Genomic DNA, 21,044 nt, shown 5'->3' on the forward strand with positions numbered 1-21,044 from the left:
ATGTCCAAGATCATAATTACGGGTACCAGCAGGGGTATTGGTTTTGAAATGGTAAAGCAACTTGCCGCTGCCGGGCATCAGGTACTCGCTCTTTCCCGGAATGACGCCCCTGTTTTAAAATTAAACTTACCAGAGGTAACCACCTGGTGCTTTGACATCACAGATCCGGATCATATTAATAAAGCTGCTGAATGGGTTAAAACGGAATGGGGAACTGCAGACATCCTGATCCACAATGCCGGCATGCTTTTAAACCGTCCTTTCAGGGAATCGTCGGTTGCCGATTTCAGAGAGGTTTACGAGGTCAACGTCTTCGGGGTAGCTGAGCTTACCCGTGCGCTCTTGCCTTATATTGATACGGCAGGCCATGTGGTCACCATAAGTTCAATGGGCGGGGTTCAGGGAAGTGCGAAGTTCCCGGGCCTTGCGGCTTACAGTTCCAGCAAGGGGGCTGTGATTACCCTGGTGGAACTCTGGGCTGAAGAATTTAAGGACACTGGCCCTTCATTCAATGTCCTGGCCCTTGGTGCGGTACAAACCGAGATGCTGGAAGCCGCATTCCCCGGCTACCAGGCACCCCTGACGGCTTACCAGATGGCAGAATACATCACAGATTTTGCGCTCACAGGCCATGCCTATTACAATGGGAAAATACTTCCGGTGAGCAATTCTACTCCCTGAGATCTGCCGTTTTATAGAAGCGGTAAACACAGGGTTCAGTGCATGGGTAATACAGAAGCAGGAAGCCATCCTCAAGTACACCTTCAGCAAATAGATTTTCCTGGGTTGCACAAAGGAGTTCAAACCTTCTGGTACCGGTTTCCAGATATTTTCCCTTATTTTCTTCTCCCACGGGTCCATTGAGCCTGCATGGATCCCAGTTGGCGACTAAGGTGCCATTGGGGTGTAAGGTCAATTCCTCACCGGAATCCCTTGGCATAAAAATGCCACTTCCGTCCCCGGGATCGAAAAGGACATCTGAAAGCTGCCAGGTCCCATAAAGCGAATTCCCATCAAGGGGATCATTGGATTCGGTTTCGCAGGCGGTAAGCAGAACGAACAACGAAAGGATGCTCAGCAGACGATTCATTTCCAGTCTTTTTGAGAAAGATACGGCAAGTTTGGCATAGCCGTGGTCGAAGATGCCTGTTTTAGGCTAAACATGCCTGCATATTTTTCTATTTTTACAGCTATGGAAGAGGTGTTGGAACGCTATATTCCCGAAAGGGCCATCCATCCGTGTCTGGAGCTGATCAAATCCCATGAGATTCATCTTAAAATCGTCAATGAACGGGTTACACGTCATGGGGACTACCGAAGGCTGCCCGGGGGCGGTCATATGATTACGGTAAATGCGATGACCAACAAGTATCGATTCTTAATAACCCTAATACACGAATGTGCCCATCTGGTCGCCTTTGAAACCTTTGGCAGACGGATAAAACCACATGGTAAAGAATGGAAGCTCACCTTTCAGCAAATGATGCTCCCTTTCTTAAGGCCGGAAGTATTTCCGAATCAGCTATTGCCTTTACTCGCGCGTCATTTTAAAAACCCTAAGGCCAGCAGCAGCACAGATTCTGCCCTCTCAATAGCCTTGCGGGAATTCGACACGGCAACGCGGGATACCCAATATGTTTTTGAGTTACCGGAAGGCAGCACGTTCAGGCTCTACAACGGTCGAATTTTTCGCAAAGGGCCGAAGAAAATAAAACGGTACCAGTGTGTAGAAGTTGCAACGGGAAAATTGTATCTTTTTCAACCACAGGCGGAAGTGGAATGGTTAGCCAGGCCGTGACTTCCCTAATCGATGAAACAACTCGTATGAACGCGAATTACTATGCCATACTGATGGCCGGAGGAGTGGGGTCACGCTTTTGGCCCGTCAGCACAACGGAATATCCGAAACAGTTTCACGACATGTTAGGTGCAGGTGTTTCGCTTCTCCAAAAAACGTTTGGCCGGCTTTCGCAATTCATTCCTTCTGAGAATATATTGATCCTCACCAACGAACGGTATACCGGGTTGGTTATGAAGCAACTTCCGGAGGTCAAACCATCCCAGGTGGTTGCAGAACCTGCAATGCGCAATACCGCCCCCTGTATTCTTTACGCCGCATTAAAGATTCAGAAAATGAATCCGGATGCCCTGATGGTGGTGGCCCCAAGTGACCACTGGATTGAGGATGAGAAGGCCTTCGAAAAGGATGTCCTGAGCTGTTTTGAATTCTGCTTAAAATCTAAGGTGCTCTGTACGTTGGGAATTACGCCTGCTTTTCCGAACACGGGATTTGGATATATAGAATTTGACAAGGACAAAAAAGATGAGCCTGGATTGAAAAAGGTGAAGCAGTTTCGGGAAAAGCCGGATTACGAGACTGCTAAACAATTCCTCAGTCAGGGAAACTTCCTCTGGAATGCAGGAATATTTATGTGGAGCGCCTCAGCCATAATCGAGGCCTTCCAAACCTATCAACCGGAAACATATACGCTGTTTGAAAAGGGAATCGGCCTGTACAATACCTTAGAAGAGCAAAGATTTATAGAAGCAAATTATCCCAGGGCGGAGAATATTTCCATAGACTATGCTATTTTAGAACAGTCTGAAGCAGTTTACGTCTTGCCAGCCGGTTTTGATTGGAATGACCTGGGTACCTGGGGTTCCCTTTACGAGAAACTGCCCAAAGACGCCCTGGGGAATGCCGGGGTGGCGGAACGCGTTTTGACCGAGGATTGTGAGGGAACAATGGTACGCCTTCCCGAAGGGAAGGTGGGTGTGCTTGAAGGATTAAAAGATTTTATTGTGGTCGATAGTGAAAAGGCATTACTGATTCTTCCCAAAAGCAAAGAACAGGAAATCAAACAGTGGGTGTCCAAAGTCAAAGACACATTCGGACCAGATTTTATATAAACAGTATATGGAAACATCAGATAGGGAGGAGCTGAACCGACAGAAAGCGGAACGCGAAGAGAGTACTCGCGAATCCGAGGTAAAAGGGGAAGAAGTCAAAAAGGACTTTAAAGGCTTGCTGGGCAGCGTAAGGTCATTTATGAGCGACTTGCTGAACATTCGTAACAATACGGATCAGGAAGCTACCCGCGCAGCAATTGAACAGGACATTCCTTTTAAGGGGCACACTTCGTGGATTTTGGTTTGTTCAATTTTTATTGCTTCTGTAGGCCTCAATGCAAATTCTACGGCTGTTGTAATCGGAGCGATGTTAATTTCGCCCCTTATGGGACCTATACTGGGTGTCGGGATGTCTATAGCAACCAATGATATTGACACCCTGAGGCGGTCTTTGAAGAATTTTGCCGTAATGGTGGTATTGAGTGTCCTGACGGCTTACCTGTTCTTTAATTTCTTTCCGCTCAGGGACGAATCCTCTGAATTACTAGCGCGGACGGAGCCCGATATCAGGGATGTGCTGATCGCATTTTTCGGTGGTCTTGCCCTTGTAATCGCACGTGCACGTAAAGGAACCATCGCCAGTGTTATTTTTGGTGTGGCCATTGCCACAGCCCTTATGCCCCCTTTGTGTACCGTTGGGTTCGGGTTAGCCATTCGAAACTGGGAATACGCCTACGGGGCCCTGTATCTGTTTTTTATCAATGCCATTTTTATCGCCCTGGCGACCTTCCTGGTTCTAAAGTACCTGAGGTTCCCAATGGTGCGTTACGCCAATAGTAAAAGGAGGGCCATGATCGCGCGAATAGCTTCTGTGGTGGCCATCCTTGTGATGATTCCGGCCACATATGCTTTTTATCTCGAGTTTAAGGAATCGAGGTTCAGAAGCCAGGCCCAGCGCCTGGTGCAGGAGACCATAGCGGTTTATCAGTTTTCTGCAAATGGCCGTTTTATAGAAGAACTTACTGAATTTCACTACGACCGAAAAGGGGAAAATTTTATTGAGGTGGTTTGTATGGGTAATGAACAAATCCCTGCAACCATTATTAGTACCTGGAGGATGCAGATGAAGGATTATTCAGAACTGCGAGAGACAGAGTTGAGGGTAGTACAGGGTGGGCAATCGGATAGTGAGGATCGATTGCGCTATGTGAGTGAGTTATACGAGTCAAAAAAGGCTGAATTGTTCAATAAAGATGAGCGCATACGCCTGCTCGAAGAAGAACTTTCCCAAATGAGTAGTCTGGCCGAGGGGTTGCTGCCTTTTGATGAGATTTCGGCTGAAGCCCGGGTGAACTACGATGGGCTTGCGGGCCTTGAGTTTGCCTATACACTGCGGACGGATTTCAACAAAACGGATACTATCCCGGTTTTTGTGGCCCGGTGGAAGGAAAAAGTAAAGCGGAAGCAGAAGGAGGAAGAGTTGAATAAGCTCAGGGAATGGTTGCAAATCCGGTTAAAAAATGATCGGATACAGGTTCGTTAGCAGAGCCCTATGCGCGCTCCTCGAGATACATCTGCCTGACCTTCTTGAATAACTCAGAGGAATACACAAAGTTGCTCACGGCCTTGTTGTCCGTCTTAAAAATATCTTTGCTGCTTCCTTCCCACTCCTTGAGCCCATCCTTGAGGAAAACGATTTTTTCACCGATTTCCATCACCGAGTTCATGTCGTGTGTATTGACTACAGTCGTGATCTGGTATTCCTCGGTAATTTCCTGAATGAGGTTGTCAATGAGGATCGCTGTCTTGGGGTCCAATCCCGAATTGGGCTCATCGCAGAAGAGGTACTTGGGTTTCATCACAATAGCCCGGGCAATGGCGACACGTTTTTGCATCCCGCCTGAAATCTCGGCCGGGTATTTCGTATGAGCATCTACAAGGTTTACCCGTTTGAGGACAAAGTCCACCCGTTCCTGCATCTCCTCCTGGCTTTGTTTTGTAAACATCTCCAGGGGAAACATGACGTTTCCCTCCACGGTTTTAGAATCAAATAGGGCACTTCCCTGAAAAACCATCCCCATTTCCTGTCGGAGATCGCGTTTCTCCTCCAAACTGAACTCCGCATAATCCCTTCCTTCGTATCGGATTGAGCCACTGCTCGGGGTAATGAGCCCCAGCAGGCATTTCATAAACACGGTTTTACCCGATCCGCTTTGTCCAATGATCAGGTTGGTTTTTCCCTTTTCGAAGACCGTACTGATTCCTTTCAGGACTTCGGTGCCGTTAAAGGATTTTTTAAGATCGATTACCTCTATCATAACATCAACCGAGCATTAATTGGGTGAGTACATAATTCAGGATAATGATTACAACACTGGTCCAGACAAAAGATACCGTTGCTGCTTTCCCCACTTCAAGTGCGCCCCCTTTCATATAATACCCGTGATAAGAAGGTACCGTGGCAATTATAAAGGCAAATACGATGGATTTTATAAAGGAGTAGGTGACGTGAAAGGGAATAAAATCGAGTTGTAACCCTTCTACAAAGTCTGCACTGGAGCTAAAGCCGCCAAAGACGCCGGCGATCCAACCCCCAAAAATCCCCACGTACATGGCAATGGCGACGACAAAGGGATACAACATCATGGCCACAATTTTCGGAAAAACCAGGAAATTCAGCGAATTAACGCCCATGACCTCCAGCGCATCGATCTGTTCGGTCACCCGCATTGTACCAATGCTGGATGTGATATAGGATCCGACCTTCCCGGCCATAATGATGGAGGTAAAGGTCGGCGCAAATTCCAGTATAACAGACTGACGGGTGGCAAAACCGATGAGATTCCTGGGGATCAACGGGTTGCTGATATTCAGGGCGGTCTGAATCGCCACAACGCCTCCGATAAAAAAGGAGATAAAGATGATGATCCCCATTGACCCGTATATCAGTTCATCGATTTCCTTGAGAATGAGGGATCGCATGATCCTCCATTTTGTAGGTTTCTTGAAGACTTCCCGGACCATGATGGCATAACTGCCAATCGAAGAGAGGTAATTCATTTAATTGATTTAACCCTTATCCCGTAAAAATAACAATATTCACACTCATTTGACCCGACAGGCTTTTATCATCTTGTTTAATATGTATTTTTGGATGTAAATATCGATTTATGAGTCCGAAATTGAACTTCTTAAGAGGTGTGTTGACCGTCTTCTTTCTGGGCTGCTTCCTGGCTCTGCAATCCCAGGTGAGTATCCGGGAGCGTGAATCAACTTCAAACGAAAGTGTTTTTGAGGATCCACCACGTCTTGTCGTTGGGATCGTGGTAGATCAGATGCGCTATGACTACCTGACCCGATTCTGGCCGCACTATAAAAAAAATGGATTTAAGCGACTCGTGGAAGAAGGGTTTCTAAGCAGGAATCATCATTTTGGGTATGCCCCTACGAGTACAGGGCCGGGCCACGCCTCTGTGTATACGGGAACCACGCCCAGCGTTCATGGGATTATCGGGAATAGCTGGTATGACAAACAGGCGGATTCCGGGGTGTATTGTGTTGGGGATCCCAGCCAGAAATCCGTTGGAACAGCTAAGAGTTCCGGTCAGCATTCTCCCCATCGGATGACGGTCACTACCATTACAGATCAGCTTCGCCTGCATTACCATATGCGTTCTAAAGTGATCGCGGTAGCCATAAAGGACCGGGGTTCTGTCATTCCGGGGGGGCATACGGCGAATGCAGCCTACTGGTTTGAAGGGGGGGATACCGGGAATTGGATCAGCAGTTCATACTATATGGAAAATTTACCGGCCTGGGTACAGGAATTCAATGCTTCGGATGCGGCCGAGAATTACAAAAAAATATGGAAACTAAGCCATAAACCCGATACATATGTGGAAAGCGGGCCTGATAACGTCCCTTATGAAGGTCTTTTTCAGGGAGAGAAAGCTCCTGTTTTTCCACACGACCTGCCGGCACTTTGGGCGACCAACGGGATGTATGAGTTGATCAAAGCGACACCTTTTGGAAATAGCCTGACTACGGATTTTGCCCTTGAAGCTATAGAACAGGAAGACCTGGGGGCTGACGAGATTACAGACTTTCTTGCGATCAGTTTTTCGAGTACGGACTATGTCGGGCATAAATACGGGGTGAATTCGAAGGAAATTCAGGATACCTATATCCGCTTGGATGCCGATATTGAGCGTTTGCTAAAGGAATTGGATCGAAAGGTTGGCGAAGGAGCCTATGCCGTATTTCTCACCGCGGATCACGGGGTGGTGCCCGTTCCCGCCTATCTCTCCGATTCAAGAATTCCTGCAGGATATTTGGACAAGGCAGCAATGAACAAACAATTGTCGGAGTTCCTGTCTTTCACCTACGGAACCAGCGATTTGGTCAAGTCATTTTCGAACAACCAACTCTTCCTGGATCACAACTTGATGCGCAACCTGGAACTTGAGCCGGAACGGGTCCGGGAACGCCTGGCAGAGGAATTGCTGAGGTATGACGGTGTCTTCAGAGTTTATACCGCCGGGCAAATGCGGAGTGCAGAATATACAGAGGGGATTCCCGCCATCCTCCAAAACGGATTCAACCAGAAGCGTTCCGGGGATGTGATTCTCGTCCCCATGCCAGCCCATACCGATTATTCCAAAACCGGTACAACTCATGGTTCCCCATTCATTTACGATACACATGTCCCCCTTATTTTCTATGGGAAAGGGTTCAGAAAGGGCAGTATTACACGGCCGACCTATATCCGTGATATTGCACCCACCCTGGCGGTTATGCTTGGAATCGCATTTCCAAACGGATCCACGGGAACCCCAATTGAGGAGGTATTAAAATAGGCGGCTGAAGATCTGTTTCCATCTGTAGTTTCGGGCAAACCGGCCCTCCTCCTGACTGAGCATTCTGGGAGCCCTTTGTTTGAATTCCTGGAGGTATGCCTTCATGGCGTGCCAGGGCAGGGAGGCTTTTCGCCTTTTGATCCCCATTTTTGATGCGGCGATAAGACTGAGGAGCCATCCTTGATTCAGATGGTATAGAGCTTTGCCCTGAAAACGGGCATTTTGGGCGGAGTACCCGGTGCCTGTAGGACGAAGATGCTTTACCTTCAATTCAGGCAATGTCACAACTTCAAATCCCCGATATCTGGCGAGCAGGACATCTGCCGAATCCCAGCCAATATAAGGTCGGAGCCCTCCAATGGCCTCAAAACAAGCCCTGGAATAAAGTTTAATCGGACCCCTCACATGATCCGTATTTGCAATGGCTTCATAAACCCAGCCTCCCTGTTTTTGAACATACAGTAACCCCGAACAAACCCCAACTTTTGGGCTTTTCATCAGTGTATTGAGAAGGACTTCAAAATAGGTCGGCGGTAAAATGATATCGGCGTCGAATTTGCCGATAAAATCAAAGGAATCCCAGTCTTCTCCCAGACCGGAAGTAAAGGCGCCGATTACCTTCGCTCCGGGGATATGGGCTTCGGAAGAGGTTCGCCTGATGAGTTTTATCCAGGGATATGCCCTTGCAAATTCTGCAATCAGGGAAGCGGTATTATCAGTGCTATTGTCATCGACGATGCGAAGTTCATCAGGTGTGCGGGTTTGTTGCACAAAGGATTCGAGGCAGGAAATAATATTTTCAGCCTCGTTATGGGCAGGCATTACGATGAGCAATCGGGTCGTTTCCTGCTTCATGATTTTGGGTTGTTATTTTTGATCTGACCCCGGGTTTTGTAAGCGCTCTGCATAGACGAGATAATACCTGGGCGTGAAGCGCCTTAGCAATGGCCTCAGTCCGAATTTACCCACGGGGTGTGCCCATTGCATGCTGTCTTTAATTTCCCAGCCTGCTTTTTGCAACAGCCAGTCAAATTGCCAGTCTTCGAATTCATGGTAATGGCGGTCCCAGGGATCTGTTTTCGACTGATAGGCGGAAGCAAACCAGAGTTTGAGTGGAATACTCGCCAGAATTTTATCGGAGGGAATCGCTCTGAGAACGTTGAAAGGTGCCACGAGGTGTTCCAGGATTTCAAAAGCCGTAACTACCGAGGCGTCTGTCTTTCCTATGGCATCCATTTCGATATCCAGGTCTTCACCTCCGGTGTTTTCAACCAGATATCCCTCCGCTTTCATAATTTCGGAAAACGGATTGGGAACACCCAAATCCAGTATTTTCTCCTCTGTGGAAATGTGTTTTTTAAGGAAATCCAGGGTGAGCCGATATCGCTTCTCAGGGTAGTGAGCGTACATTTTTTAGCATTTAAAAAGGCCTGTTTTCACAGGCCTTTGATTTAGTGTTCCATCTCTGCATATGCCTCAATAGGTTCACAGCTGCAGATGAGGTTTCGGTCGCCGTAAGCGTCATCAACCCTTCTGACTGCAGGCCAGAATTTGTTCTCTCCTATGTAGGATAGCGGGAAGGCTGCTTCTTTCCGGCTGTATGGGAATTCCCAGGAATCCGAAGTGACCATCTCCAGCGTATGCGGGGCATTTTTAAGAACGAGATTAGGGTTGTCCTCTGTAGAAGATTCGATCTCCTTCCGGATGGATAAGAGGGCATCACAGAAACGGTCCAGTTCTTCGAGATTCTCACTTTCGGTGGGTTCAATCATCATCGTACCTGCCACAGGAAAGGAAACTGTGGGGGCGTGGAAACCATAATCGATGAGCCTTTTGGCGATATCGGTTACCTCTATCCCCAGTTTCTTAAACGGACGACAATCGATAATCATTTCGTGTGCTGCCCGACCTTTTTCCCCTGAATAGAGAATGGGATATGCACCCTTGAGACGCGCTGCAATGTAGTTGGCATTGAGGATAGCGATTCGGGTGGCATTGGTCAATCCTTCATTCCCGAGCATTCTTATATAGCCATAAGAGATCAGGCAAACCAGTGCACTACCCCAAGGGGCTGCAGAAATGGCCGGGATGGCATTTTCACCACCGGTGCGGATCACCGGGTTTCCAGGCAGGAATTCCACGAGCTGGGGGGCCACACAGATCGGACCAACCCCCGGGCCACCACCCCCATGGGGAATGGCAAATGTTTTATGCAGGTTTAAATGACATACATCTGCCCCGATAGTAGCCGGATTGGTAAGCCCTACCTGGGCGTTCATATTCGCTCCGTCCATATACACCTGACCCCCGTGTTTATGGATCAGTTCCGTAATCTGCCGGATCGCCGATTCAAAAACACCATGGGTGGAAGGGTAGGTTACCATAAGAGCGGCGAGGTTCGCGCTATGCGCCTGCACTTTCTCTTCCAGATCCGAGAGGTCGATATTGCCTTTTTCGTCTGTCTTGGTTACGACTACCTTCATACCAGCCATAACGGCCGAGGCAGGGTTCGTTCCGTGAGCAGAAGCTGGAATGATACATATATCCCTGTGGCCTTCACCTCTCGACTCGTGATAGGCCCGTATAAGCATTAGGCCTGAGTATTCTCCCTGAGCTCCCGAATTTGGTTGCAGGGAGGTGGCTGCAAACCCGGTGATTTCAGTTAGTTCTTCTTCCAGTTTCCGAAGCATCCGATGGTATCCCGCGGCTTGTTCTACCGGAACAAAGGGATGTATATTGCTCCACTCAGGCATGCTGAGGGGCAACATCTCTGATGCCGCATTTAATTTCATGGTACAGGACCCAAGAGATATCATCGATTGGTTGAGGGCGAGGTCCTTTCGCTCCAATTTTTTCAGGTAGCGCATCAATTCAGTTTCCGAATGATAGCGATTAAAAACCTGCTGCTCCATAAATCCGGATTCCCGAATCAGACCTTCGGGCAAGGCCGTATTCTTGCTCCATTCCACAATGGGAACGGCCGCCGAATCTAAAGCCCTGGCAAAGACCCGCAGGATATCCATTACATCGGCCAGGCTTGTAGTTTCATTCAGGGAAATCAGGATTTCCTGGTCGTTTTTGTAGTAGAAATTGATGCCGGCTTCCTCGGCCAGTGCACGGACCTCCATTGCCGGAAACTCCAGGTGAAGTGTGTCGAAATACGCATCATTGCGCAAGCCAATTCCCAATGCGCTGAGGCCCTCCGCCAGAGTTATCGCAGCCTTGTGAATTCGGGTTGCAATGGCCTTCAGGCCTTCGGGACCATGATAGACCGCGTAGGCCCCCGCCATAACGGCGAGTAAAACCTGAGCCGTGCATATATTCGAAGTCGCTTTGTCTCTTTTGATGTGTTGTTCGCGGGTTTGTAAGGCCATCCTCATAGCGGGCTTCCCGTCCACATCCTTACTCATCCCGATTATCCGTCCCGGGATACTCCGCTTGTAATCTTCGCGGGTAGCGAAATAAGCAGCATGGGGACCCCCGTAACCCAGGGGTATTCCAAAGCGCTGGGTCGTACCCACTACGACATCTGCTCCCATTTCACCCGGAGGGCGAAGCAAGCAAAGGCTCATAAGGTCTGCCGCAACGGCTACTTTCATCTCCAGGCCGTGTGCCCGTTCTATAAATGCCCGATGATCCGTGATTGCACCGTCTGCTCCCGGATACTGGAGTATTGCTCCGAAAAAGGACTCATCCAGGTTGGCTTCCTCAGGATCACCAATGACCAACTCGATTTTCAGGGGTTCGGACCGGGTCTGCAACAAGGCCAGATTCTGTGGTAAAACGCCTTGATCTACAAAAAACTTCAGGCAGTTGTTTTTTTTCTGATTCCGGCTTCTCAGGTCGAATAACATGGTCATTGCCTCGGCTGCGGCGGTGCTCTCATCCAAAAGGGAGGCATTGGCCAATTCCATACCCGTCAGGTCACTGACCATTGTTTGAAAATTAATCAGGGCTTCCAGCCTGCCTTGCGCGATTTCAGCCTGGTATGGCGTGTAGGCCGTATACCATCCCGGGTTCTCAAGGATGTTCCTTTTTATCACCGAAGGTGTAATGCAGGCATGGTACCCAAGGCCGATATAGGTTTTATAAATCTGGTTTTCAGAAGCGAGTTCACGAATGTGCTCCAAAAATTCAAATTCGGTAAGGGGCGCATCCAAATTCATTGGGGACTTAAGGCGAATGTCATCCGGTACGGTTTCGTCTATAAGCGTGTCCAGGCTTTCCACTCCAATGGTGTCAAGCATTAAGGGAAGGTCACGGGTTCGAATGCCCAGATGACGGGAAGCAAACTGATCTGTTTTCATAGCAAAATGTCTAGCGCTTTTAGGATGCACAAAATTAACTATTATTCTCGGATTCTTCCTGCTTTTTCAAAGCTGCAAAACCCGAAACTTTTTAACGAATCCAAAGGCTTATTAACACTTTGGCTACCTTTGCGGAGTGGGGTTGCTCAGGATGGTTTTTAAGTGGTATATCAAAGCGAGTATTCACGTTTCGCTCTGCCTTCTTGGCATGGTCTGGTTTACCGGTCTCATTTTTGAGGTCGAAGTTTCCGGGGACTACATTCTCGCCCTTTTATTTGGAAGTATTGCCGGGTATAATATCATTAAATATGGCTTTGATCCCGGAACGACACGAATGTGGGCTTCAGGGGGCGGAAAAATCCTGATCTTTCTGAGTCTTCTGAGCCTTCTTCTGGCGGGCTACTTTTTTATTCATCTTGCCCTTCAGACCAGGGTTTTGTTGATCATTGCCGTATTGATAACTGCTTTGTACACCTTCCCTTTGCGACCCGGCGGGGTGAACCTGCGGAGTTATGGAATCTTGAAGGTTTTTCTTGTGGCCCTGGTGTGGACCATTCTCAGCGTTTGGGCCCCTTTATGGAGCAAAACGCATAATTTCAGCTGGGACATGGGCGTGGAGAGCCTTCAGCGCATGATCTGGGTTTTTCTGTTGATGATCCCCTTTGAAATTCGCGATATGCATGCGGATCCGCCCGAAATGCGGTCTATCCCGCAGCGATTTGGTCTTCGTAACACATATCGGATTACTTGGGTAGCGGCAACACTTTTTGCACTTGCCACCTTCTTCAAGGATGCTCCGGCAAAAGGGGAATTCGCCTGTAAGATTGCGATAGCCTTCCTGATGGCACTATCCATAGTCCGGGCTTCCGATAAACAACCTTCGTATTACGCTTCGTTCTGGGTGGAAGGTATTCCGCTGGCCGCCCTTGGATTGTTACTTCTTTTTCAGCTCTAGGATTTCGTGTCGCCTTCTTTTTTCAGGCGAATTTTGAGATCGTATTTTTCTTCCCGGGTAAGTGTTTTCACGGAAGCTTTTGAACAAAGTTCAGTGAGTTTCGCGTTGCGCCTGGAGAATTCAGTACAGGTCTTACAGATGAATAAATGCATCCGAAGCTGAAACTGCTCCCACAGTCCGGCCTCCCGATACTGGGTTTTACTACAGATTAACGCGGCCTTTTCACAAGATATCATCTCAGGGATTTTTAAACCATTGGGTATTCAGGCAATCCATTAGGGCAGTACGGGCCCTGTGTACCATAACCCATAAGTTAGACGGTGAAATATTCAATTCTTTACAAATGTCTTCTGTATTCCAGTTTTCAATCGTTTTCAGAGAGAAGACCTGAGCGTGCTTTTCAGGAATCTGGGATAAACATTCTTCTATGGCCATACCCAACTCCACATTCTCAATCTGGTCGTTTTCCCCAATGCTGAGCGGATCTGCGATTTGTCGCTCCGGGAGTTCTCCGTCTGACGTATAATCGTAGGCCAGCGGCACTTCAGACTTTGCTTTCAAGGTGTTGGATTTTCGATAGTAGTCGATAATCTTATGTTTGAGGATGGCAACCAGCCAGGTGCGTTCAGCAGCATCTCCTTTAAATCTCCCGGAAGCCTGCAAAGCGGCAACAAAGGTATCCTGGAGGATGTCTTTGGCGGCTTCTTCCGATCCAACCCGCGATATGGTGTAATTGAAGAGATAATCAGCGTATCGGTCTACCCAGCTTTCCGGATTTAGCTTTGTTTTTTTATCCTCTGAATCCACATCTGTAAAGTAAGGGATTTTTGAAGAATAGATTTATCTTTAGGGTCAATAGATACGTCGTCATGAAAAAGATCCTTTACCTCTTGATTTTTACTTTCCTGATTTTTTCCTGTGAACAAAAAAAACAAATGGACATCACTGAGTTTTCGGAGCAGGATCTCAGTGCCAGCGACCTGCTGATCGATGTGAGAACTCCGGGGGAGTTTTCAGAAGGGCATTTTGAAGATGCCGTAAATATCGATTGGATGTCAGAGGATTTTATCCGTTCCTGGGATACCATTCCAAAAAAGGGGAAGGTATACCTCTATTGCAAAAAAGGGGGTCGGAGTGCCATGGCTGCCCATGTTCTTGATTCGCTGGGTTACAACGTAGTTGATCTGACCGGGGGTTGGGATGCCCTCAGCGATACGCCAGAATAGGGCTGGCTCTGGAGCCTTTCTAAAGGTGTTTATGAAGAAGTGCCTACAAGACCTGCCCTTTTTAAGAGGGCCTCTGGATCAGGTTTTCGACCCCTGAACCTGATGTATAAATCCATGGGGTCTTCCGTGCCGCCTTTTGAAAGGATAAATTCCTTGAATTTATCTGCCACCTCCCGATTGAAGATCCCTTTTTCCGAGAAATACGAAAACGCATCTGCATCGAGGACTTCTGCCCATTTGTAGCTGTAGTATCCTGCAGAATAGCCCCCTTGAAAGATATGCGAAAAAGAGGTGCTCATACAGGTCTCTGGATGATCGGGAAAAAGCATGGTATCTCCAAACGCCTGATTTTCATAAGACTTAACGTCAGAAATTTCGCTGGGATCCGTTGCGTGCCAGGCCATATCCAGCATTCCAAAACTCAGCTGGCGTACGGTGGCAATGCCTTCCAGGAAATTGGAACTGGCCCGGATACGCGCTACGAGAAGTTCCGGAATCACTTCTCCGGTCTCATGGTGACGCGCAAAGAGGGAAAGGGCCTCCGGCTCATAGCACCAGTTCTCCATCACCTGACTGGGGAGTTCTACAAAATCCCAGTACACTGATGTTCCCGACAGACTGGGATAGGTGCTGTCCGCAAGCATGCCGTGCAGGGCATGCCCGAATTCGTGGAATAATGTGGTCACCTCGTTAAAGGTGAGCAGGGAAGGGGTGTTTTTTGTCGGACGGGTAAAATTGCACACTATTGAAATATGAGGTCTTTCATTTTTCTCATGTTTCCGGAATTGCGGTTTGTAGGAGGTCATCCAGGCCCCGGCTCTTTTTCCAGGCCGGGGGTGGAAGTCGGCATAAAAAATCGCCATGGGAGCTCCTGATTCATCGGTAACCCGGAATGCCTGTACTTCCTCGTGGTACGTCTCGATGTCCGTATCCTTTTTGAAGTAAAGTCCGAAGAGGTTTCCAGCGATTTCAAACATACCCTTTAACACGCTGTTTAACTCAAAGTAGGGTTTGAGCTCGGACTCGTCCAGGTCAAACTTTTCCTTTTTGAGTTTTTCGGAATAGAAAGCGCTATCCCATTTCTCAAGGCTTTTGATTTCATCCGTTTTACGGGCGTATTCGGTGAGTTCCTCCATTTCGCGCCTCGCGGCAGGAAGTGCTTTTTCGAGCAAATCGGCCAGAAACTTCTGTACTGCCAGAGGAGATTTCGCCATCCGTTCTTCCAGGACGAACTCCGCGTGATTTTCATACCCCAGCAACCGAGCCCGCTGTTGTCTCAGGGAGGCGATTTTAATAAGGACTTCCCGGTTATCCAGTTCATCTCCGTGAAATGCCCGGCTTCCGAAAGCAAGTGCCATTTTTTTTCGCAACCCCCTGTTCGTAGCATATTTCATAAAAGGCAGGTAGCTCGGATAGTCCAGTGTGAAAATCCAACCTTTTTTACCCTCAGATTCTGCGAGCATGCGCGCAGCCTCTTTCGCCGGTTCGGGAATACCGTCCAGATCTCCTGCGTCGGTAAGATGCAATTTGAACTTCTGGGTTTCCTCCAGTACGTGCTCTCCGAAAGTCAGTTTTAGTTTAGAGAGCGAATTGTCGATAGCCCGAAGCTCCTCTTTTTCGGGGGCGGATAGCAGGGCTCCATTACGCTGAAAATGTTTAAACTTTTTTGTGAGCAGCATCTGCTGTTCTGGGCTCAGAAGTTTGGCGTCCGTAGTTTCATGGACAGCCTGTACCCTTTTAAAGAGATTCTCATTCAGGGTGATGTCGTTGCTGAAAGCAGCCAGCATAGGGGAAATCTCCTGGGCTAACGCCTGGATTTCCGGGTTGGTTTCCGCGGAATTAAGATTAAAAAACACACTTGAAATCCGTTCTAAGGGATAGCCGGCATAGTCCAGGGCCTCTATCGTATTCTCAAATGTAGGAGGGGTTTCACTGTTCGAAATAGCATCAATCTCTTCCCGCGCCTGCTGCAAGGCTTTCTCAAATGCAGGTTTGAAGTGTTCGGTTTTCAGTTCTGCAAAAGGGGTGAGATCAAAAGGTTCCAGTAAAGGATTGCGCATGTTGGGCATGAATTATCGTAGAATACTTTGAATAAACGTGTCGTGCGGATAACGGTTGTGCCTTCAGGAATTGAAGCGGGATTGTACTTCCCGGGCTCCCTGGGTTACTTTATCCTGTAAGTTGCTTTTGTAGGCCTGTACCTTTTTGAGGATGTGTTCGTGCTGACTTCCCAGGATCTGGGCGGCGAGAATGCCTGCGTTTTTGGCTCCATTGAGCGCTACGGTAGCCACGGGAACACCTCCGGGCATTTGGAGAATCGACAACACGGAATCCCAGCCATCGATGGAATTACTGCTCTTTACAGGTACCCCGATAACGGGAAGGGGGGAATAGGCGGCGAGCATTCCGGGCAGATGGGCGGCGCCACCAGCACCCGCAATAATCACGGCGATACCTTCCTTGTGGGCTGATTTTCCAAAATCAGCCAGTTTGTCTGGTGTTCTGTGCGCAGAAACGATGTCCACGACGGTTTCTATATCAAATGATTTCAGGATGTCAATGGCCTCCTGCATGACGGGAAGATCACTGGTACTTCCCATTACCACGGCTACTTTATTCATGATATTTTGTGCTTTGATACAACTGCTATATTTTCTTTTACCAATTTGGCCCGGTCTCTGGCCATGTCGATATTCGGGTCCACTATGGTTACGTGCCCCATTTTCCGAAAAGGCCGAGTCTGTTTTTTACCGTAGATATGAGGGGTAACTCCGGGGAGCTTAAGAATGTCTTCCAACCCGCGATAATGTACCTGACCTTCAAATCCTTCTGCGCCCACAAGGTTCACCATGACTGCGGAAACCTTGCTGTCTGTTCTGCCAAGTGGCAGTCCGAGGATCGCCCTGAGGTGTTGCTCGAATTGGTTTGTATAACTCCCTTCAATGCTGTAATGACCGCTATTGTGTGGTCTTGGGGCAACTTCGTTTACCAGAATGGTGTCCTCCCTGGTACGAAACAGTTCCACGGCAAGTAAACCTACATGACCCAGCTTTTGAGAAACCATAAGCGCAACTTCCTGAGCCCTGAGCCCGACTTCTTCGGGTATTCTTGCGGGACATAGAACGTATTCCACCTGATTGGCTTCCGGGTGGAATTCCATTTCCACGACCGGATACGTCCGGGTTTCACCTTCGGAATTCCTTGCGACTACAACCGCAAGCTCGTTTTCAAACGGAATCAATTCCTCTGCAATACACTCCACATTGGCCAGGGAAGTGAGGTCTTCCCTGTTGCGGACTATTTTTACCCCCTGTCCATCATATCCAAACCGGGCGCTCTTCCAGACAAAAGGAAAGGTGATGCCTCCATTCTCAACACTGTCCTGAATTTCACTCGTGTATGCAAACCTGCTGAAACCGGCTGTTGGAATGCCTGAATCCCGGTAGAATAATTTTTGCCGCCCCTTATTCTGTATGGTTTTCAGAGTTTCTGAAGAGGGATATACCCGGACGCCCTTTTTCTCCAGGTCTTCCAGGGCCTCGACATTTACGTTTTCAATTTCTATGGTCAGCAGATCCAGATCCTTGGCAAAATCGAATACGGTTTGATAGTCCATCAGGTCCCCCTGGACAAATTCATTGCAGGCAAGTCTGGCCGGGGCCTCAGGAGAAGGGTCCAAAACCCGGGTTCGAATGTCCCATTTCCGCGTTTCGTAAAGCAGCATTTTACCAAGCTGCCCACCTCCCAGAATTCCTAGGGTAAAGTCGGTCGAAAAATATTCCATAATACGGTGCCATAAGGGTTCTTTGGAGTATGGCTTACGCAAAAATACGGCTAAATCTCAGAAAGCACAGGCCCCCGTCCAAAAAGAAAAATCAAAACACTATATTCGCACTTCAAGTGACTATGGAAAGATCGGTAAGCCTTTTAGGAAGGCGGTTTGAGCGCTTTTTACCTGAAGCTGAAATTCTTCAGGCCGTTCAGAATATAGCGGACCAAATTGCCAGGGATTACAAGGATGAGGTTCCTGTTTTTGTAGGGGTTCTGAACGGGGCCTTTATGTTCGTTTCCGATTTCCTGAAGTGTTATCCTTATCCTTGTGAGGTCACCTTTGTCAAATTGGGTTCTTACAAGGGGCTCACTTCAACCGGGATCGTGGAAACCCTGCTCGACCTTCCGGACCACGTGGATGGAAAACATGTAATTATCCTGGAGGACATTGTAGATACAGGGAGGACCCTGCAGGAGCTCGTCCATATGTTTTCCAATAAAAATGTAAAGGACTTTCGGATTGCAACGCTCTTTTACAAATCAGAGGTCTACAATGGAGAGTATCAGATCGATTATTTCGGGATGGAGATTCCGGATACCTTCATCGTCGGATACGGTTTGGATTACAAAGAACACGGTCGAAACCTCAGGGATGTCTATCACATAAATAAACCATTGATGATTAATTTAGTGCTATTTGGAAAACCCGGGGCTGGGAAAGGTACCCAGGCGGCTTTTCTTAAAGAGAAATACGGACTCATTCACATTTCCACAGGAGATGTATTCCGGTACAATATTAAAAACGATACACCTCTTGGAAAGCTTGCCAAGTCATATATCGATAAGGGCGATTTGGTGCCCGATGAGGTGACCATTAAGATGTTGCAGGACGAGGTGGAAAAGGCCAGTGATGCACCAGGCTTTATTTTTGACGGCTTTCCGCGAACTACAGCTCAGGCCGATGCCCTCGATCAGTTTCTCAGTTCGAGAGATATGCAGATCGACGCCACGATCGCTTTGGAAGCCGATGATGAAATCCTTATACAGCGCTTGCTGGAGCGTGGCAAGGTCAGCGGAAGGTCCGATGACCAGGACGAATCCAAAATCCGAAATCGCTTCGAGGAATACAATCAGAAGACAGCCCCCCTTAAATCTTTCTATCAGGACCAGGGGAAATTCCATAGTATCAATGGGGTAGGGGAGATCCATGAGATTATCGATCGCCTTGGACGGGTGATTGACGGACTCTGAATCCCTGAATAAAATTCAGTTTAAAGACAGATCATGACCGAAGGTAACTTTGTCGATTATGTCAAAATCCATATTTCTTCTGGAAATGGGGGAGCGGGTTCTACGCATCTCAGACGTGAGAAATTCGTGGCCAAAGGGGGACCGGATGGTGGAGACGGAGGTCGCGGAGGACATGTAATCATTCGCGGTGACAAAAACCTTTGGACCCTGCTGAATTTTAAATTCAAAAGGCATTTTAATGCTGGACACGGGGGTCATGGGGGTAAGCAGCGCAGCACCGGGGCCGATGGAGATGATGTGATCATAGATGTTCCCTTGGGCACCGTAGTACGCGATTCCGAATCCGGTAAAATCCTTTTTGAAATTACAGAGGACGGGCAGCAGGAGATTCCGGCCCGCGGTGGTTTGGGCGGACGTGGCAACTGGCACTTCAAAAGTTCCACGAACCAAACACCCCGATATGCCCAGCCTGGTTTGCCGGGGGTGGAGGCAAATGTCACCCTTGAACTTAAGCTCCTTGCAGACGTCGGTTTGGTGGGCTTTCCAAATGCAGGTAAATCTACCCTGCTTTCGGTCCTGACCTCGGCAAAACCCAAGATTGCCGATTATGAATTCACAACGTTAAAACCCAATTTGGGGATTGTCAAATATCGCGATTTCCGCAGCTTTGTAATCGCCGATATTCCCGGTATCATCGAAGGGGCTGCTGAAGGCAAAGGGCTTGGCCATTATTTCCTGAGGCATATCGAGCGCAATGCCGTATTGCTTTTTATGGTGCCTGCAGACAGCAAGGATGTCTCGAAGGAATACAATATCCTCCTGAACGAGTTACGCAAATACAATCCTGAACTCATGGATAAGGAACGACTGCTCGCCATTTCCAAATCCGATATGCTCGATCAGGAGCTCATAGACGAAATGAGTCTCGTGCTTAAGGAAGAACTTCCTGGGGTTACCCCGGTATTTATCTCTTCCGTTTCAGGTTTGGGAATGACCGGACTTAAAGACCGGCTCTGGGAAATGTTGAATACCAAATGATTTAATAGGAGCGGAGAAGTCCGCCATCCAGGGGTATCGCAGCCCCATTGAGATAAGCCGCTTTATCCGATGCCAGGAAGGCCGCCAGATACCCGTATTCTTCGGGCCGGCCGAGGCGCCTGGCAGGGACCTGCCCGATCAGTTTCGCCCTAACCTCCTCAGGTGAAACACCCATAGTTTCCGCTTTTTTATCGTTGAGCTGCTGCAGGCGTTCGGTGTTGAAATACCCCGTCAGTACTGAGTTAACGGTAATTCCAAAAGGCCCTACATCGCCGGCCAGGGTTTTTGCCCAGCTTACCAGTCCCGAACGGATACTGTTGGAGAGGGCCAGATAGTTTAAGGGTTCCCGAACTGAAACTGAAGCGATATTTATAATCCGCCCCCAGCCCTGTTTTTGCATATGGGGAAGGGCTTTTAATGTTGTAAATACAGCGGTCTTAAAAAGCAGGTCAAATGCCTGCTGATAGTCCTCAATCGTCATTTCCAGACTCGTGCCTGCCGGCGGTCCCTGGGTATTGTTAATGAGGATGTCCATGGGGTTTTCCTCCAGAAACCCTTCGATAAGTGTCTGGTACCCGGCCAGGTCGGTGTAGTCCGCCACCAAATACTGATGAACTCTTCCTGTACTTTGCTGAAGTTCATCGCTAAGTTCTTTCAAAAGGGTCTCACTCCGTGCTACCAATGTAACGCTGGCGCCACTGGCTGCCAACTGAAGGGCTATTGCCCTCCCAATACCCTTGCTGCTTCCTCCAACCAGGGCTTGCTTTCCTTCTAATGATACGTGCATTTT

The 21,044-nt window shown here is 48.4% G+C and carries 21 protein-coding genes; 9 read left to right on the plus strand and 12 right to left on the minus strand.

Features of this window, described 5'->3' with window-relative positions; genetic code table 11:
- Entirely contained in the window at positions 1-681 is a 681-nt protein-coding gene (locus QU605_RS12490) for an SDR family NAD(P)-dependent oxidoreductase (RefSeq protein WP_289725659.1), read from the plus strand.
- Here the strand turns inward: QU605_RS12490 and QU605_RS12495 are convergent.
- Positions 671-1,090, minus strand: a complete 420-nt coding sequence (locus QU605_RS12495) for a hypothetical protein (RefSeq protein ID WP_289725660.1) — start codon at positions 1,088-1,090, stop codon at positions 671-673. The two genes, QU605_RS12490 and QU605_RS12495, sit on opposite strands and share 11 nt — an antisense overlap.
- 102 nt (positions 1,091-1,192) lie before the next feature.
- On the opposite strand from QU605_RS12495, the gene QU605_RS12500 reads away from it, so the two are divergent.
- Genes QU605_RS12500 through QU605_RS12510 form a run of 3 tightly spaced genes read left to right on the plus strand, consistent with a single transcriptional unit; the run spans position 1,193 to position 4,393 of the window.
- Positions 1,193-1,798, plus strand: a complete 606-nt coding sequence (locus QU605_RS12500) for a SprT-like domain-containing protein (RefSeq protein WP_289725687.1) — start codon at positions 1,193-1,195, stop codon at positions 1,796-1,798.
- Between the two features lie 26 nt (positions 1,799-1,824).
- Positions 1,825-2,910 carry a mannose-1-phosphate guanylyltransferase gene (locus QU605_RS12505; protein WP_289725661.1) on the plus strand — a complete coding sequence of 362 codons (1,086 nt, stop codon included), beginning with the start codon at positions 1,825-1,827 and terminating at the stop codon, positions 2,908-2,910.
- Positions 2,911-2,917: 7 nt separating this feature from the next.
- Positions 2,918-4,393, plus strand: coding sequence for a DUF389 domain-containing protein (locus tag QU605_RS12510; RefSeq protein ID WP_289725662.1), 1,476 nt, complete (start codon positions 2,918-2,920; stop codon positions 4,391-4,393).
- A gap of 7 nt (positions 4,394-4,400) precedes the next feature.
- Here QU605_RS12510 and QU605_RS12515 read toward each other — a convergent pair whose 3' ends face one another.
- Together QU605_RS12515 and QU605_RS12520 are read right to left on the minus strand one after the other, a co-directional pair.
- A complete protein-coding gene (locus QU605_RS12515) occupies positions 4,401-5,168 on the minus strand; it encodes an ABC transporter ATP-binding protein (protein WP_289725663.1) in 768 nt (255 codons plus the stop codon).
- 4 nt (positions 5,169-5,172) lie between these two features.
- Complete coding sequence (locus QU605_RS12520; RefSeq protein WP_289725664.1) at positions 5,173-5,910, minus strand: MlaE family ABC transporter permease; 738 nt, start codon at positions 5,908-5,910, stop codon at positions 5,173-5,175.
- Between the two features lie 110 nt (positions 5,911-6,020).
- Between QU605_RS12520 and pafA the strand changes: the two genes are divergently transcribed.
- A complete protein-coding gene (gene pafA / locus QU605_RS12525; protein WP_289725665.1) occupies positions 6,021-7,706 on the plus strand; it encodes an alkaline phosphatase PafA in 1,686 nt (561 codons plus the stop codon).
- Here the strand turns inward: pafA and QU605_RS12530 are convergent.
- Genes QU605_RS12530 through gcvP form a run of 3 tightly spaced genes read right to left on the minus strand, consistent with a single transcriptional unit; the run spans position 7,698 to position 12,013 of the window.
- Complete coding sequence (locus QU605_RS12530; protein WP_289725666.1) at positions 7,698-8,561, minus strand: glycosyltransferase family 2 protein; 864 nt, start codon at positions 8,559-8,561, stop codon at positions 7,698-7,700. The two genes, pafA and QU605_RS12530, sit on opposite strands and share 9 nt — an antisense overlap.
- A 12-nt stretch (positions 8,562-8,573) precedes the next feature.
- On the minus strand, positions 8,574-9,116 hold the full coding sequence (locus QU605_RS12535; RefSeq protein ID WP_289725667.1) for a methyltransferase: 543 nt from the start codon (positions 9,114-9,116) through the stop codon (positions 8,574-8,576).
- Positions 9,117-9,157: 41 nt separating this feature from the next.
- Positions 9,158-12,013 (minus strand): aminomethyl-transferring glycine dehydrogenase, encoded by a 2,856-nt coding sequence (gene gcvP, locus QU605_RS12540; RefSeq protein WP_289725668.1) that lies wholly within the window; start codon positions 12,011-12,013, stop codon positions 9,158-9,160.
- A gap of 136 nt (positions 12,014-12,149) precedes the next feature.
- Here gcvP and QU605_RS12545 point away from each other — a divergent pair, with 136 nt between their 5' ends.
- Positions 12,150-12,968, plus strand: a complete 819-nt coding sequence (locus QU605_RS12545) for a hypothetical protein (RefSeq protein WP_289725669.1) — start codon at positions 12,150-12,152, stop codon at positions 12,966-12,968.
- On the opposite strand, the gene QU605_RS12550 is transcribed toward QU605_RS12545, so the two are convergent.
- Complete coding sequence (locus tag QU605_RS12550; RefSeq protein WP_289725670.1) at positions 12,965-13,204, minus strand: hypothetical protein; 240 nt, start codon at positions 13,202-13,204, stop codon at positions 12,965-12,967. The two genes, QU605_RS12545 and QU605_RS12550, sit on opposite strands and share 4 nt — an antisense overlap.
- A 1-nt stretch (position 13,205) precedes the next feature.
- Complete coding sequence (locus tag QU605_RS12555; RefSeq protein WP_289725671.1) at positions 13,206-13,775, minus strand: sigma-70 family RNA polymerase sigma factor; 570 nt, start codon at positions 13,773-13,775, stop codon at positions 13,206-13,208.
- Positions 13,776-13,837: 62 nt separating this feature from the next.
- Between QU605_RS12555 and QU605_RS12560 the strand changes: the two genes are divergently transcribed.
- A complete protein-coding gene (locus QU605_RS12560) occupies positions 13,838-14,194 on the plus strand; it encodes a rhodanese-like domain-containing protein (protein WP_289725672.1) in 357 nt (118 codons plus the stop codon).
- A gap of 29 nt (positions 14,195-14,223) precedes the next feature.
- On the opposite strand, the gene QU605_RS12565 is transcribed toward QU605_RS12560, so the two are convergent.
- The 3 genes from QU605_RS12565 to QU605_RS12575 all read right to left on the minus strand — a co-directional run bounded on the left by QU605_RS12565 (position 14,224) and on the right by QU605_RS12575 (position 17,978).
- Positions 14,224-16,254 carry a M3 family metallopeptidase gene (locus QU605_RS12565; protein ID WP_289725673.1) on the minus strand — a complete coding sequence of 677 codons (2,031 nt, stop codon included), beginning with the start codon at positions 16,252-16,254 and terminating at the stop codon, positions 14,224-14,226.
- Between the two features lie 63 nt (positions 16,255-16,317).
- Positions 16,318-16,815: a 5-(carboxyamino)imidazole ribonucleotide mutase gene (gene purE, locus QU605_RS12570; protein WP_289725674.1), complete on the minus strand. Its 498-nt coding sequence runs from the start codon at positions 16,813-16,815 to the stop codon at positions 16,318-16,320.
- Positions 16,812-17,978, minus strand: a complete 1,167-nt coding sequence (locus QU605_RS12575; RefSeq protein WP_289725675.1) for a 5-(carboxyamino)imidazole ribonucleotide synthase — start codon at positions 17,976-17,978, stop codon at positions 16,812-16,814. The genes purE and QU605_RS12575 overlap by 4 nt, the downstream gene beginning before the upstream one ends.
- A 122-nt stretch (positions 17,979-18,100) precedes the next feature.
- Here QU605_RS12575 and QU605_RS12580 point away from each other — a divergent pair, with 122 nt between their 5' ends.
- Positions 18,101-19,216, plus strand: a complete 1,116-nt coding sequence (locus QU605_RS12580) for an adenylate kinase (protein ID WP_289725676.1) — start codon at positions 18,101-18,103, stop codon at positions 19,214-19,216.
- Positions 19,217-19,249: 33 nt separating this feature from the next.
- Positions 19,250-20,254, plus strand: a complete 1,005-nt coding sequence (gene obgE / locus QU605_RS12585) for a GTPase ObgE (RefSeq protein WP_289725677.1) — start codon at positions 19,250-19,252, stop codon at positions 20,252-20,254.
- A 1-nt stretch (position 20,255) separates the two neighbouring features.
- Here obgE and QU605_RS12590 read toward each other — a convergent pair whose 3' ends face one another.
- Positions 20,256-21,041, minus strand: coding sequence for an SDR family oxidoreductase (locus QU605_RS12590; protein WP_289725678.1), 786 nt, complete (start codon positions 21,039-21,041; stop codon positions 20,256-20,258).
- Positions 21,042-21,044 lie beyond the last annotated feature (3 nt).

The sequence above is a fragment of the Robiginitalea aurantiaca genome, from assembly GCF_030380815.1.
Lineage (GTDB): Bacteria > Bacteroidota > Bacteroidia > Flavobacteriales > Flavobacteriaceae > Robiginitalea > Robiginitalea aurantiaca.